This is a genomic window from Corynebacterium mucifaciens (genome assembly GCF_012396315.1).
In the GTDB taxonomy this organism is placed as follows: Bacteria; Actinomycetota; Actinomycetes; order Mycobacteriales; family Mycobacteriaceae; genus Corynebacterium; species Corynebacterium mucifaciens.
Genome location: NZ_JAAXPF010000010.1, coordinates 33,787 through 48,502 on the forward strand (window position 1 = coordinate 33,787; position 14,716 = coordinate 48,502).

Sequence of the window (14,716 nt, forward strand, 5' to 3'; positions counted from 1 at the left end):
TTTTCGGGCCCCATGGCCGCCTGCAGGGCGAAGGCGGGTAGGAACGCGGTGGTTCCTACCCGCCTCGCTCCACGGCATCTTCCCCGGTTGCCGTGAACCACCCCCCACGGGAGCCTCCCCCCACGCGGCTCCGAACGGTATTCAATTGTGTTCCTCCCCTCGAGGGGAGGGGCCGCCGGGGTGGGCCCTTGACCGGGCTGGGGCTTAAATTTCACCCCTGGCCAGGTCGTCCCCCGAAAGCCAGGTGCTACCTTACCGCTGTATAAAAGCAGGCTCCACGGTAAGTGGGTGCGAGCTGGACAATCCACCTTACGTTCACCCGCCGAGCGAAGGCGCACTCATCTGGCCAGGATAAAAAAGGGCCGGCAACTGGCGGTTTGCCCGCAGTTCACCGGCCGTTTCACCCCCGTGAAATACCCCTGGCGTTTAGAGCAAGTCGTTGAGGGAGCGCTTGCTGTTGTCTTCCTCGCCGGCGTCGATCTCGTCTTGAAGTGCCTCCCTGAAATCGTCGTCGTCCAGGTTCGAGTCGCTCGCGAGGTCGTCCACATCAGCGTCGCCTTCACCCTCGACGGCGTCGCTGCGGCGCTGACCCTCCTCCTTAAGCTCGCTGCGGTGGCGCAGGTACACCACCGTCATCACTGCCATGACGAAGAGGCCGAGGTAGCCCAAAATTGGGTACAGGCTGCTCACCAACGGTTGGAAACCAGCGAAGGAGAGGCCGAAGCCCACCACACAAGCAATCGCGTAAACGGGGTAGAACCGCTCAGGCTTTTTACGTGTGAGACGTTTTGCCAGCGCGTAGAACATGCCGAGGCAGGTGTTAAACACCATGATGAAGATGACCCACGTCATGATGAAGCCAAGAACCGGGTCCACGTTGTCGATGACGGCGAGCAGCGGCATGTCTGCGCCGTTGACGGACTGCACCTGGATAAGTAGAGAAGCAACCAGCAGCGCGAGCATCACTGCGTAGATCACCCCGCCGAGGATGCCGCCAAGGCGGGAGCTTTTGGTGTCGAACTCGTCGCCCGCCATGACGATGGCCATGGACACACCGCACAACGCGTTGAGCCCGGTGTGGTTGAGTGCGCCCAGCCACCAGTACGGCGTGCCGTCCGCCCGGGTCACTTCATTTTGCGCGTACTCACTGATCTCGCTCCAGCTCGGGTCCATCTGGGTAAAGGAGTAGATGGAGCCGATCAGCACGAACACCACCAGAAGGGGAGTAGCCCAGCCGATAACAGAAGAGACCTTGTCCACGTCGAAGCGTCCGACAATCAACATGAGGACGAGCATCGCTACCGCGCCAACCCAGATCTGCCAACCAAACGCCTGGTTAAGGTTCGAGCCGGCGCCGGCGAACATGACGAAGCCGACGGAGAACATGCACGCCACCGCAGACCAGTCCATGACGAATGCCGCCGGTTTCCAGGTGACGTTGTAGAAGACCTCGTTATGTTCGTTGGCCAGGAAATACGAGCCGAAGGACATGAAGGCGGTCGCGGCCAGCAGCATGGTCACGCTGGCCAGGATCACGCCGTAGAAACCGTGGGTGCCGTAAGACACGAAATACTGTAGGGCTTCCATGCCCGAGGCGAAGCCGGCACCAACGACGATGCCGACAAAAGAGGCAGCGACTGCAAGGCTGCGTTTCCACATTGTTTTGCTCCTGAGGACAAACTGGTAATACGGTAAAAACCGTGACAATGGTAGCGCGCGTCTGCCCGCTGCCCTGTAGCTGACGCGCCCCTGCGGTTTATTTGCTCTAGCTGGGAAAAGTAGGTACGCTTCTCGGAGCGTGTCTATGCGCGAGGGTGGCGACCACCGTAATAGGAGGGTGGGGCGACTGGCTCGGCGCGAGATCGGCAGACACAATCCCCGCCCGAACGGAAAGGGTGTGCGCTGCTGAAAGAGACGCTTCTGTCCATTTACGACCTCCTATTTTTCGGAGCACATACTACTTATGCGCACTTCCAACGCACCCCAGGTTGCCATCAACGACATCGGTGGCCCTGAGGAATTTCTTGCCGCTGTCGACGCCTCCATCAAGTACTTCAACGATGGCGACATTGTCACCGGCACCGTGGTCAAGGTTGACCACGACGAGGTTCTGCTCGACATCGGTTACAAAACCGAGGGCGTCATCCTCACCCGCGAGCTTTCCATCAAGCACGACGTCGACCCGGAAGATGTGGTCGAGGTCGGCGATGAGATCGACGCGCTTGTCCTGACCAAGGAGGACAAGGAAGGCCGCCTGATGCTGTCCAAGAAGCGTGCGCAGTACGAGCGCGCTTGGGGCACCATCGAGGAGCTGCAGGCCAACGACCAGCCGGTTACCGGTACGGTCATCGAGGTCGTCAAGGGCGGCCTCATCCTCGACATCGGACTGCGCGGCTTCCTGCCGGCGTCCCTCGTCGAGATGCGTCGCGTCCGCGACCTGGATCCGTACATCGGCCAGGAACTCGAGGCGAAGATCATCGAGCTGGACAAGCACCGCAACAACGTTGTGCTGTCCCGCCGCGCCTACCTGGAGGAGACCCAGTCCGCTGTGCGCTCCGACTTCCTGCACCAGCTGCAGAAGGGCCAGGTCCGCAAGGGTGTCGTGTCCTCCATCGTCAACTTCGGTGCGTTCGTCGACCTCGGCGGCGTTGACGGCCTGGTGCACGTCTCCGAGCTGTCCTGGAAGCACATCGACCACCCGTCCGAGGTTGTCGCAGTGGGCGACGAGGTCACCGTCGAGGTGCTCGACGTCGATCTCGACCGCGAGCGCGTTTCCCTGTCGCTGAAGGCGACCCAGGAGGATCCGTGGCGCGTCTTCGCCCGCACCCACGCTGTGGGCCAGATCGTCCCGGGCAAGGTCACCAAGCTCGTTCCGTTCGGCGCGTTCGTCCGCGTCGAAGAGGGCATCGAGGGCCTCGTGCACATCTCTGAGCTGGCTCAGCGCCACGTGGAGGTTCCGGACCAGGTTGTCAACGTCGGCGAAGAGGTCATGGTCAAGGTCATCGACATCGACCTCGACCGTCGCCGCATCTCCCTGTCCCTCAAGCAGGCGGACGAGGACTTCGTGGAGGAGTTCGACCCGTCCCGCTACGGCATGGCGGATTCCTACGACGAGCAGGGCAACTACATCTTCCCGGAGGGCTTCGACCCGGAGACCAACGAGTGGATGGAAGGCTACGATGAGGCTCGCCAGGAGTGGGAGGCTCGCTACGCCGAGGCGGAGCGCCGCCACGCAGCCCACGCCGCACAGATCGAGCGTCACCGCGCCGCTGCCGCCGAGGCTGCGGAGCAGGCCAGCGACCAGGCCAACTACTCCTCCGAGTCTGCTGCGGCTCCGGCAGCTGACCAGGCCGAGGAGAGCATCGGTTCCCTGGCTTCCGACGAGCAGCTCGCAGCCCTGCGCGACAAGCTCGCTGGCAACTAGTCGCTTACAAGTTCGCGACTAGGAGACGCGAGTAAGCGCTCTGCTTAGCGACGACGTCCCGTCCCCGGCCCTACCGGTCGAGGGCGGGACGTTTGCTATCTTCGGGCCCATGAAGAAAGTGGGCCTGACAGGCGGTATCGGCAGCGGTAAATCGACGGTGGCGGGGATGCTCGCCCGCCGCGGTTTTATCGTCGTCGACGCCGACGAGATTGCCCGCGGGATCATGGAACCTGGTTCCCCGGTGCTCGACGAGGTGGCCCGCGAGTTTGGCGCCGACCTGATCGACGCGGACGGGGCACTGAACCGCGGTGAGCTTGCCCGCCGAGCTTTTGCGTCGGATGCTGCCACTGCGCGGCTCAACGCAATCACCCACCCGGCCATCCGGGCGGAATCCGAGCGACGTTTCGCCGCGGCGGAAGCAGCGGGGGAGCGAGCCGTCATGTACGACATGCCCCTGTTAGTGGATTTGGGGCTGGACAAAGCGATGGACCTAACCGTTGTCGTAGATGTGGACGTCGACGAGAGGGTCCGAAGGCTCGTCGATGCGCGGGGCCTCGACGAGGCCGACGCACGCGCGCGGATTGCCCAGCAAGTGGACGACGCTGCGCGCCTTGCCGCGGCCGACGTTGTCATCGACAACAACGGGCCCTTGGAGGCGCTTGAGCCGCAAGCGGATGAACTGGTTGGGCGTATCAACGATTTGTGACCTGTACCGAGGAAATTCACCGGTGCGACACATCCCATTTACCTTGCTGGTCTACGTTCTCATGCCATGGGTACGTGGAACACGGGGCCGTTTGACAACGACTCTGCAACCGATGCCGTGGCCGCGCTGGTCGACGGCACGTTCCGCATGGACCAGTTCCGTTTCGAATGCGGCCTGGGCACGCTGAGCACTGACGAGGCGGAGTCCGTCATTGCGCTCGCCGCGGTGCTGAACGGCCATCTTCCCGACGAGTTCGCCGGGGAAGTGGTGGAATATCCCTTCACCTTGGACGACAGGCGGTGGATCCGCCGCCGAGCCCAGGCGGCGCTGCGCCCCGGGGTATCTGCGCTGTACTCGATGTGGGAGGAGGCCGGCGAGTTGGACGAGTGGCTCGCTGCCTCGCGCCGGTACGCGGGCTAGGCGGTGTCGGCGCGGCGCGTAGACTGTTCGCTATGGCCTTCGCTGCTGAACACCCCGTCCTCGCGCAGTCCGAATTCCGCCCAGTGGGCGAGATCGAGCGGCGCGAGAAGCCGTTCGAAGTTGTCTCGGAATACAAGCCGTCGGGCGACCAGCCGCATGCGATCGCTGAGCTCGACGAGCGGCTGAACCGCGGTGAACGCGATGTCGTGCTCATGGGTGCGACAGGCACCGGCAAGTCCGCGACAGCGGCCTGGCTGATTGAGAAGCAGCAGCGCCCCACGCTCGTGATGGCGCCGAACAAGACGCTGGCGGCCCAGCTCGCAAACGAGTTGCGGCAGCTGCTGCCAAACAACGCGGTGGAGTACTTCGTGTCCTACTACGACTATTACCAACCTGAGGCGTACATCGCGCAGACGGACACGTACATCGAGAAGGATTCCTCCATCAACGACGATGTGGAGCGGTTGCGCCACTCCGCCACGTCGGCGCTGCTGTCGCGCCGCGACGTTGTCGTGGTGTCCTCGGTCTCGTGCATCTACGGCCTTGGTACCCCGCAGTCGTACCTGGACCGATCCATCGTGCTGCGCGTGGGCGAAGAAGTGGAGCGCGACCGCTTCCTGCGCTTGCTAGTAGATGTGCAGTACGAGCGCAACGACATCGACTTCAAGCGCGGCACCTTCCGCGTCAAGGGCGACACGGTGGACATCATCCCCGCGTACGAGGAGGTGGCCGTGCGCGTCGAGTTCTTCGGTGACGAGGTGGACGCGCTGTACTACATCCACCCGCTGACCGGCGACGTGATCAGCCAGGAGGACGAGGTCCGTATCTTCCCGGCGACCCACTACGTGGCAACGGACGAGCGCATGGAAAAAGCCATCGAGGAGATCAAGCTCGAGCTGGCGGACCGGTTGGAGGAGCTGGAGAGCAAGGGCAAGCTCCTCGAAGCCCAACGCCTGCGGATGCGCACGGAGTACGACCTGGAGATGATTCAACAGGTCGGTTTCTGCTCCGGCATCGAGAACTACTCGCGCCACATGGACGGCCGCCCCACAGGTTCGGCCCCGGCGACGCTGATCGACTACTTCCCGGAAGACTTTCTCACCATCATCGACGAGTCCCACGTCACCGTGCCCCAGATCGGCGGCATGTTCGAAGGCGACATGTCGCGCAAGCGCAACTTGGTCGAGTTCGGGTTCCGCCTGCCCTCCGCCGTGGACAACCGCCCGCTCACGTTCGACGAGTTTGAGGCCCGCGTGGGCCAAACCGTCTATATGTCCGCAACTCCGGGCGACTACGAACTGGCCGCCTCGGAGGGCGAGTTCGTCGAGCAGGTCATCCGTCCGACCGGCCTGGTGGACCCCAAGGTCACAGTGAAGCCGACGAAGGGGCAGATCGACGACCTCATCGACGAGATCCGCACACGCACCGCGAAGGACGAGCGCGTGCTGGTGACCACGCTGACCAAGCGCATGGCTGAAGATCTCACCGACTACCTGTTGGACAACGGTATTAAAGTTCGCTACCTGCACTCCGACATCGACACGCTGCAGCGAGTGGAGCTGCTGCGGCAGCTGCGCCTCGGCGAGTACGACGTGCTCGTGGGTATTAACCTCCTGCGCGAGGGCTTGGACCTGCCAGAGGTGTCTTTGGTGGCCATCTTGGACGCTGATAAAGAGGGGTTCTTGCGCTCCACGAAGTCGCTCATCCAGACCATCGGCCGTGCCGCGCGTAACGTCTCGGGCGAGGTCATCATGTACGCAGACCAAGTCACCGAGTCCATGCAGGACGCAATGGACGAGACCGAGCGCCGCCGCGAGAAGCAAATCGCGTACAACAAGGAGCACGGCATTGACCCGCAGCCGCTGCGCAAGGCCATTGCCGACATCTTGGACCAGGTGTACGAGAACGCGGACGCCGACGCGTCTGCTAGCCTAAGCTCCGACGCCGCAGTTGCAGACCGCCCCGACGTATCCAACATGGCGTCCGATGACGTGCAGAAGCTTATCGACGACCTGACGGTCCAAATGCGCGACGCCGCCGGCGAGCTGAAATTCGAGCTGGCGGGCCGGCTGCGTGACGAAATCGCAGATTTGAAGCGCGAGCTGCGTGGTATTAAAGACACAGGCAACTAGCGAAAGGACTTCTGTCTTGCACACCTACCATTCGATCGCTGTCGGCACTGACGGATCCGCCACTTCCATGGTGGCCGTGCGCGCTGCCGCCAGCCTGGCACGCGCCTACGGTGCCGAGCTGACGATTATTTGCGCCCACTACACCGCATCCGGCTCCATGTTGAACTCCACGAACGCTGAACTGTCCCGCGTGGACATTGTGACGGCGACCAACGCGCGCGACATCCTGAGCAAAGCGGAAGAGATTGCCCGGGAGGAGGAAGCCGGCAAGGTCAACCTGGTGTCCAAGGGCGGCCAGCCGGCGAATGTGTTGGTGGAAGCCGTAAGCGAATACGGCGTGGACTTGTTGGTGGTGGGCAACAAGGGCATGCGCTCGATGGCGGGCCGAATTTTCGGCAACATCCCCGGCAACGTGGCAAAGAAGGCCCCGGTTGACGTCATGCTCGTGGATACCAGGGCAGAGGGACACGACTAGGTTGGCCGAGGGGTAGACTTGCCGTGTCCCGCAAGTTGTGAAAGGTGACCATTATGGCCGATACCCTGTACAAGACCATCGTCGTCGGCTCCGACGGCTCGAAGTCCTCGTTGCTGGCCGTTGAGCGCGCAGCGAAACTCGCCGCCGCCTTCGGCTCTACCCTCGTCATCGGCACCGCCTACTACGAGAACGAGGAAGACGCCGCGAAGACCCTGCGCCAGGATTCGGTGACCATCCTGGGCGACCAGAAGGCGCTGGAGAATCTCCAGGGCGCGGCCGACCACGCGCGTGCCGCAGGCGCACCCGAGGTGCAGACCGCGGCTCGCCCGGGCACCCCAGTGCAGGCGCTCATGGCCATCGTCAATGACAACAACGCGGACCTGCTGGTGGTGGGCAACCGCGGCATTAACTCCCTGACGGGCCGTCTGCTCGGCTCCGTGCCGGCGGACGTCGCACGCCAGTCCGACTGCGACGTCATGATCGTTCACACCGTGAACTAATTATTCGCCAACCACCGTCAGCGTCTGTGTGGCGCGGGTGACCGTGACGTAGAGGTCTTGCCACCCCTGTGGCGAGGCCTCGATTATTCTGCCCGGCTCCACCACGACAACGTGGTCGAACTCGAGCCCCTTCATGTCGCCGACGTTCTCCGCGTCGATAACTGCGGTGAGGCCCTCCCGCGCTGCCCGGTGCTCCAATGCTTCTAGGTCGGGCACGAATTGCACCGGTACGCCCGATGCACGTATCGCTTGCGGGACAACCGCCTGGGGGTCGATGTGGGCGAGGATCTCCGCAGCGTAGTCGGCGATCTCCTTCGGCGTGCGGTAATTCACCGTCAACTCGTGCAGCCGGAAACGCTCGCCGACAAACGGATCCAGCGCTGCGGTCCAGTCGTCCACACCGGCGGGTGAGGACGTTTGGGCCGTGTCGCCCACCAGTGTCATCCATCGTGAAGGGCACCGGCGGAATACCATCCGCCACTCCATCGGGGAGAGCTCTTGCGCCTCGTCCACAATGACGTGCCCGTACGCCCAGGTCTGGTCTGCCCGGGCTCGCTGGGCGGTCGAGCGAGTGTCCGTCTCCCGCTGGCGGCTTGCAAGCGTCTCCGCGTCGATCACGTCCGCCGCGGAGAGGATCTCCGCCTCGAACTGGTCGTCGTCGTTATCCGTGGATTCTGACGAAGCCAGCACATCGAGCGCCCCCTCAGCTTCTGCGACGAGCTCGCGCCACTCTTCCTCCTCCTTGCGCCGCTGCTCCTCGGGGTCGACGGTCCCGATGAGGACCGCGAGCTCATCCACGAGGGCGGTGTCGGCGTGGCTGAAGGGTGAGCCGGGCGCACGGTACAGAGCCGCGCGCGTGTAGTCGTCATAGTCGCCCGCGACCTCCGCGATAGCGTCTTTGCTGGTCAGCAGCGCGTCGAGCACCTCCACGGGCTCAAGCTCCGGGAAGTGGGCGTCGATAAGCCGCTGCACCTGCGGGTCATCCGCGAGGTCGTCGTGGAGCTGATCTACATCTGCATCCGAGAGCAGATTCGTCCCGCCCAGCGGATCTTCTCCGATGCGCCGGGCCAAGGCCTCGGCCAGCAGCTGGGTGAGGTGCTCGGCGAAGTGCGCCCGCGCCTGGTTATGGGGGCGCCGGGAGCGGCGGGCGCGCGTGCGGGCCGCCTTCACCATCTGCGGAGTTGCGTCGACCGGGACACCGTCGAACGTCAACCGCACCGGGGCATCGGGCACCGTCTCGTAGGCTTGGACAGCGCGTTTGAGGATGGTCATCATCTCTATCGAGCCCTTCACCTCGCGCCCCGCGGTGGAGTCGCTGCCGCCGGGAGTGAATCCAGGCACCAGCTGATCGACGGTAGAGAGCACCACACCGGTTTCGCCGAGCTCCGGGAGCACGCGCGAGATGTACTCGAGGAACGTGGCGTTCGGTCCAACAACCAGTACACCGGTGCGCGTGAGCTGCTCCCGCCAGGTGTAGAGCAGATAGGCGATGCGGTGCAGCGCCACAGCAGTCTTGCCCGTCCCGGGGCCGCCGTGTACCACCATCACACCGCGGGTTGGGTCTCGGATGATCTCGTCCTGCTCGCGTTGGATCGTCTCCACGATGGAGCGCATATGCCCGGTTCGTGCTTCGTTCATCGCCCGCCGCAGCGCGGCTTCGGAACCGACGCCGGCGGAGGTGGATTCCGCGCTGTCGCCGGAGAGCACTTCGTCGTCGACGGCCGTGACAGTGCGCCCGCGCATGCGGATGTTGCGGCGGGTCTCCACGCCCTCGGGGTGGGCCGTTGTGGCCAAGTAGAAGGGGCGCGCGAGGGGAGCGCGCCAGTCGAGCAGGAGCGTGCGGTAATTGTCCTCGCGGTCGTCGATACCCATGCGGCCGATGTACCGGCGTTCCAAATCTGAGCGTCCAGGCACCGGATTTTCTGGGTCGTCCTCGGCCACGTCGATACGGCCAAACACCAGACCCGTCTCCGCGACGTTGAGCGCGTCCAGTTTGGCATTTAACCCGTGATATTCGGTCTCACGGCGCACCAGAGCGTCGGAGTCCGGATTGTCTGGGTCGACGTCGCGCTGCACTTCCTCTAACCGCGCTTGGGCGCGTGCGACTTCCGCGTCGAGGTGTGCGAAAAGAGTGTCCACGTACGCTTGCTCTGTCTCTTGCATCCCCACAACAAACGGCCCCGCGGCGGGAATTATTCCCAGCCGCGGGGCCGTGTGCGCTACGCGTTTACGCGAACTTCTTCTGCGCCTTCTTCACCAGCTTCTGCGCCTTCTTCTCGGCCTTCTTGGCCTTGCGCTTCCACTTGAGCTTGGTAAGCAGGGACGGGTTCGCATCCAGCTTGTCCCATGCCTTCTGCAGGGAATCCACTGCATCCTGAGCCTTGTTCTGAGCCTTGGTGGAAGCCTTGTTCACCTTGCGCTTGGCCGCGAACTTATCCAGCGCGGACGGCTGCAGGTCGTCCAACTGGCCCTGCAGTTCGCTCACGACGCCGTTGATCTTGCGCTTGGCCGCGAACTTCTGCACAGCCGACGGCTTCAGGTCCCCGTAGGAGTCCTGAGCCTTGTCCGCGGCGTCGTCGAGCCACTCGCTGGCGTCCGACAGCAGGTGAGAGGCCTGCTTCTTCGCATCGCCGAACCAGTCGTTTGCTGCGTCACCGGCCTTGACCGCAGCCTTCTTCCAGTCACCCTTGTTGTCGTCGACGTAGCCGGTGACCTGGTCGGTGGTGTCAGAGAACCAGCCGGAGGCCTTGTCCCACGCCTTCTCGGTCTCGGACTTGGTGGGCAGGGCCTGCTTGACGTTCTTCTGCGCTGCCTGGGCTGCGTGCTGGGCGCGCCACTTCAGGTCCGGCTTGCCGTTGTTGTCAACGGTGGCCAGCAGCACACCGCCGGCGAGGCCGAGGTCCGTCAGTGCACCAGTGCGGCGGCGGGCCTTTTCGTCAGCGTCGTCCGCCTCCCAGAATGCGTGGCGGCCAACGATGGACGGCAGCGCGGTTGCGGCCAGCAGGGTCGCGGAAAGGCGCGGGAACTTGCCGATGGCGAAGGAGGCGCCAGCGCCGGCCTTGGTTGCGCCGACGAGCTGCGCGGCGGTCTCCGGGCTCTTCGGCAAGAAGCCGCGGTACTCGCGCGGGGTCAGCGCGCGAACCTTCTTCAACACGCTATCCGCGGCCTCCTTGTGGCCGGCCGGGTTTAGCAGGGTCTCGACACCGTCGATCACGTAGACCGAAGCCAGCATCGGGCGTGCGATTTTCCGGATCATATCTCTACCCAATCCTTACTTTTGTAGCTGAATGTGCTCTCGCCGAGTGTAGCGATTTTGCGCCTTCCGGGTGGCCGGATTTCACTAACGGCGGGGTTTGCGCCTACCAGCGCCGATCCCACCATTCGTCGAGGTGCGGCCGCTCCTCGCCGAGCGTGGTGGGTTTGCCGTGGCCCGGCCGGACGATGGCTTCATCCGGGTAGACATCGAAGATCTTCTCTTTCACGTCGTTGAAGAGGCGGACGAAATCGCCCTCGGACTGGGTCCTGCCCAGGCCACCGGGGAACAGGGAGTCGCCGACGAACAAGTTCGGGGTGCCCTCAATGTCCGCCACCACGCACGCGCCGCCCGGGGTATGGCCGCGCAGGATAATCACCGGTAGCGAGTGCCCCGCGAACTCAATCGTGTCGCCATCGCGCAGTTCCACATCCGCCGGCGCCGGGATGGCCGGCGCGTCCAGGAACGGCGCGTAGTGCGTGGCGCCGGTGGCCTCGAGCACCTCGACGAGGGCGCGGGTGTGGTCGTAGTGGCGGTGCGTGGTCAACACGCCGGTGATCTCCACACCGGCTTCGTCGGCCAAGGCGTGGAGGTCGGAGGCTTGCGAAGCTGCGTCGATAAGCAGCCCCTGCCCACCGTCGCAGAGGAGATAGCAGTTGTTGTCCATGTCGGAGACTGAAATTTGGCGCAGTTGGATCATGCGGCCCAGGCTAGTCAGGAATGCAAGACCCTGGGCCGGCGTTGGTAGCGTCTTGGGAGTACCGACAGACGAAAGCGAGAGTGACGTGGCCGAAAAGCTGACCGTGCGCGGCGCCAGGGAACACAACCTCAAAGGCGTGGACATTGAACTGCCCCGCGACAAAATGGCGGTGTTTACGGGCCTGTCTGGCTCCGGCAAGTCCTCGCTCGCATTCGACACCATCTTCGCCGAAGGCCAACGCCGCTACGTGGAGTCGTTGTCGTCGTATGCCCGCATGTTCCTGGGTCAAATGGACAAGCCCGATGTGGACTACATCGACGGGCTGAGCCCCGCAGTGTCCATCGACCAAAAGTCCACCAACCGCAACCCGCGCTCAACCGTGGGCACTATCACCGAGATCTACGACTACTTGCGTCTGCTGTACTCGCGCGCCGGCACGCCGCACTGCCCGGTGTGCGACGCGGTGATCGAGCGTCAAACGCCCCAGCAGATTGTGGACCGGGTGCTTGAGCTGGAGGAGCGCACGAAGTTTCAGGTGCTCGCGCCGATTGTGCGCAAGCGCAAGGGCGAGTTCCAAGACCTGTTCGCGGACCTGTCTGCGCAGGGCTACTCGCGCGTGAACGTGGACGGGCAAACCTACCAGCTCTCTGAGCCGCCGAAGCTGGAAAAACAGGTCAAGCACAACATCGACGTGGTGGTGGACCGCCTCACCGTCAAAGCCAGCCAGAAGCAGCGTTTGACGGACTCGGTCGAGACTGCGCTGAAACTCGCAGACGGCCTCGTCGGCTTCGACTTTGTGGACCTAGCGGAGGATGACCCGGAGCGCGTGCAGATCTTCTCCGAGAAGATGGCGTGCCCAAACGGCCACAAGCTCAACGTGGAGGAGTACGAGCCGCGCGCATTCTCCTTCAACTCGCCGTTCGGCGCCTGCCCTGCCTGCGACGGCCTTGGTGTGCGCAAAGAAATCGACGTGGACTTGGTCATCCCGGATCCCGACGCCCCGGCAGTGGACGCGTTCCAGCCGTGGAACTCGAGCCCGAACAAGAAGTACTTCACCAAGCTCATCGAGGCGCTGGCCAAGGAGGAGAAGTTCGACGCGAACGCCCCGCTGAGCTCACTGACCAAGACGCAGCAAAAGCACTTGATTCACGGCTCGTCCACCCAGGTCAACGTGCGCTACAAGAACCGTTACGGCCGTCAGCGCTCGTACACCGCGGCGTACGAGGGCATTGTGGGCTACCTGGAGCGCAAGCTGGAGCAAGCCGAATCCGACACGCAGAAGGAACGCCTGCTGGCGTACACCCGCGAGGTGCCGTGCCCCACGTGCAAAGGCGCGCGTCTGAAGCCGGAGATTCTGGCTGTGCGATTGGCGTCTACCACGCATGGGGAGAAGTCCATCGCGGGCCTGACGGAGCTGTCCATCGAGGAGGCGTCGCAGTACCTGGACAACTTGGTGCTGGGGTACCGCGAGGAAATGATCGCCGGCGCCGTGCTGCGCGAGATTCAAGCCCGCTTGCACTTCCTGCTGGACGTGGGGCTGAACTACCTCACGCTTGCGCGCTCCGCCGGCACGCTCTCCGGCGGCGAGGCGCAGCGCATCCGACTGGCCACCCAGATCGGCTCGGGCCTCGCGGGTGTGCTGTACGTGCTGGACGAGCCCTCGATAGGCCTGCACCAGCGCGATAACCAGCGCCTCATCACCACGCTGAAAAAGCTGCGGGACCTGGGTAACACCCTCGTGGTGGTGGAGCACGACGAGGACACCATCCGGGAAGCCGACTGGCTGATCGACATCGGGCCACGCGCCGGCGAGTACGGCGGGGAAGTGGTCTACCAGGGCAAGCCGGAAGGCATTTTGAAGGCCAAGGGCTCGCTTACGGGCGACTACTTGTCGGGCCGGAAGGTCATCGAGGTGCCGGAGCAGCGCCGGCCGGTGGAGAAGGACCGACAGCTCAGGGTTGTCGGCGCCCGTGAGAACAACCTGGACAACGTCAGCGTGAACATCCCGCTCGGTGTCTTGGTTGCGGTCACAGGTGTCTCGGGCTCCGGCAAGTCGACGCTGGTGAACCAGATTCTGGCGAAAACGCTGCAGAATCAGCTCAACGGTGCACGCCAGGTTCCCGGGCGGGTGAAGAAGGTCGAGGGGCTAGAGCACCTAGACAAGCTCGTGCAGGTGGACCAGAGTCCCATCGGGCGCACCCCGCGCTCCAACCCGGCCACGTACACCGGTGTGTTCGACAAAATCCGCAACCTCTTCGCGGAAACACAAGAGGCGAAGGTGCGCGGCTACAAGGCGGGCAGGTTTTCCTTCAACGTTAAGGGCGGGCGCTGCGAGGCCTGCCATGGCGACGGCACCATCAAGATCGAGATGAACTTCCTGCCGGACGTGTACGTGCCCTGCGAAGTCTGCCACGGCGCGCGGTACAACCGGGAAACCTTGGAGGTGCGCTACAAAGGCAAGAACATCGCCGAGGTGCTGGAGATGCCGATCTCCGAGGCGGCCGAATTCTTCGAGCCGATTACCTCCATTCACCGCTATCTGCAGACGCTTGTGGACGTTGGCCTCGGCTACGTCCGCCTCGGCCAAAGCGCGACCACCCTTTCCGGCGGTGAGGCGCAGCGCGTCAAACTCGCATCCGAGCTGCAGAAGCGCTCCAACGGGCGAACCATCTACATCCTCGACGAGCCGACGACCGGTCTCCACTTCGAGGACATCCGCAAACTGATGCTGGTGCTGAATGGTTTGGTGGAGAAGGGCAACACCGTGCTTGTCATCGAGCACAACCTAGACGTGATCAAGTCCGCCGACTGGATCATCGACATGGGGCCGGAAGGCGGCTCGGGCGGCGGCACGGTGGTGGCGCAGGGCACCCCGGAGGACGTGGCAAAGGTGGAGGGCTCGTTCACGGGCCAGTTCCTCGACGACATCCTCGCGAAAGCCTGAGCGACCACTGGCGGAGGGGATTTGGCCTCAGCGCGTGATGCGTGTATATTTTCTTGCACACCGCCCACCGCGCACGTGTCATGCGGGCGCGGGGCCGCAAGAGGAGTGAATCCCACCCCAAGCCGCTCGCCACAGTGAGTTGGATACGGGTCAAACGGTGCG

General features: G+C 63.7%; 11 protein-coding genes. 7 read left to right on the forward strand and 4 right to left on the reverse strand.

What is annotated here, in order from left to right; all coding sequences use genetic code 11:
• Positions 1–426: 426 nt before the first annotated feature.
• Entirely contained in the window at positions 427–1,659 is a 1,233-nt protein-coding gene (locus HF989_RS08815; protein WP_168685753.1) for a YkvI family membrane protein, read from the reverse strand.
• Positions 1,660–1,963: 304 nt separating this feature from the next.
• On the opposite strand from HF989_RS08815, the gene rpsA reads away from it, so the two are divergent.
• From rpsA to HF989_RS08845, 6 genes are all read left to right on the forward strand, one after another.
• Positions 1,964–3,424 (forward strand): 30S ribosomal protein S1, encoded by a 1,461-nt coding sequence (rpsA, locus tag HF989_RS08820; RefSeq protein ID WP_038611352.1) that lies wholly within the window; start codon positions 1,964–1,966, stop codon positions 3,422–3,424.
• 109 nt (positions 3,425–3,533) lie between these two features.
• Entirely contained in the window at positions 3,534–4,130 is a 597-nt protein-coding gene (gene coaE, locus HF989_RS08825; RefSeq protein WP_168685755.1) for a dephospho-CoA kinase, read from the forward strand.
• 66 nt (positions 4,131–4,196) lie between these two features.
• Positions 4,197–4,550 (forward strand): DUF4259 domain-containing protein, encoded by a 354-nt coding sequence (locus HF989_RS08830; protein ID WP_168685757.1) that lies wholly within the window; start codon positions 4,197–4,199, stop codon positions 4,548–4,550.
• A 32-nt stretch (positions 4,551–4,582) separates the two neighbouring features.
• Entirely contained in the window at positions 4,583–6,682 is a 2,100-nt protein-coding gene (gene uvrB / locus HF989_RS08835) for an excinuclease ABC subunit UvrB (RefSeq protein WP_168685759.1), read from the forward strand.
• Between the two features lie 16 nt (positions 6,683–6,698).
• On the forward strand, positions 6,699–7,157 hold the full coding sequence (locus HF989_RS08840; protein WP_168685761.1) for a universal stress protein: 459 nt from the start codon (positions 6,699–6,701) through the stop codon (positions 7,155–7,157).
• A 53-nt stretch (positions 7,158–7,210) separates the two neighbouring features.
• Complete coding sequence (locus HF989_RS08845; RefSeq protein ID WP_168685763.1) at positions 7,211–7,657, forward strand: universal stress protein; 447 nt, start codon at positions 7,211–7,213, stop codon at positions 7,655–7,657.
• Here the strand turns inward: HF989_RS08845 and HF989_RS08850 are convergent, their stop codons facing one another.
• The 3 genes from HF989_RS08850 to HF989_RS08860 form a co-directional block, all read right to left on the reverse strand.
• Complete coding sequence (locus HF989_RS08850) at positions 7,658–9,820, reverse strand: HelD family protein (RefSeq protein WP_168685765.1); 2,163 nt, start codon at positions 9,818–9,820, stop codon at positions 7,658–7,660.
• Positions 9,821–9,884: 64 nt separating this feature from the next.
• Positions 9,885–10,913 carry a DoxX family protein gene (locus HF989_RS08855; protein WP_168685767.1) on the reverse strand — a complete coding sequence of 343 codons (1,029 nt, stop codon included), beginning with the start codon at positions 10,911–10,913 and terminating at the stop codon, positions 9,885–9,887.
• Between the two features lie 103 nt (positions 10,914–11,016).
• Positions 11,017–11,610 (reverse strand): MBL fold metallo-hydrolase, encoded by a 594-nt coding sequence (locus tag HF989_RS08860; protein WP_425482999.1) that lies wholly within the window; start codon positions 11,608–11,610, stop codon positions 11,017–11,019.
• Positions 11,611–11,695: 85 nt separating this feature from the next.
• Here HF989_RS08860 and uvrA point away from each other — a divergent pair, with 85 nt between their 5' ends.
• The gene (uvrA, locus tag HF989_RS08865; protein ID WP_168685769.1) at positions 11,696–14,554 is read left to right on the forward strand and encodes an excinuclease ABC subunit UvrA; all 2,859 of its coding nucleotides are present in this window, start codon (positions 11,696–11,698) and stop codon (positions 14,552–14,554) included.
• Positions 14,555–14,716: the final 162 nt, after the last annotated feature.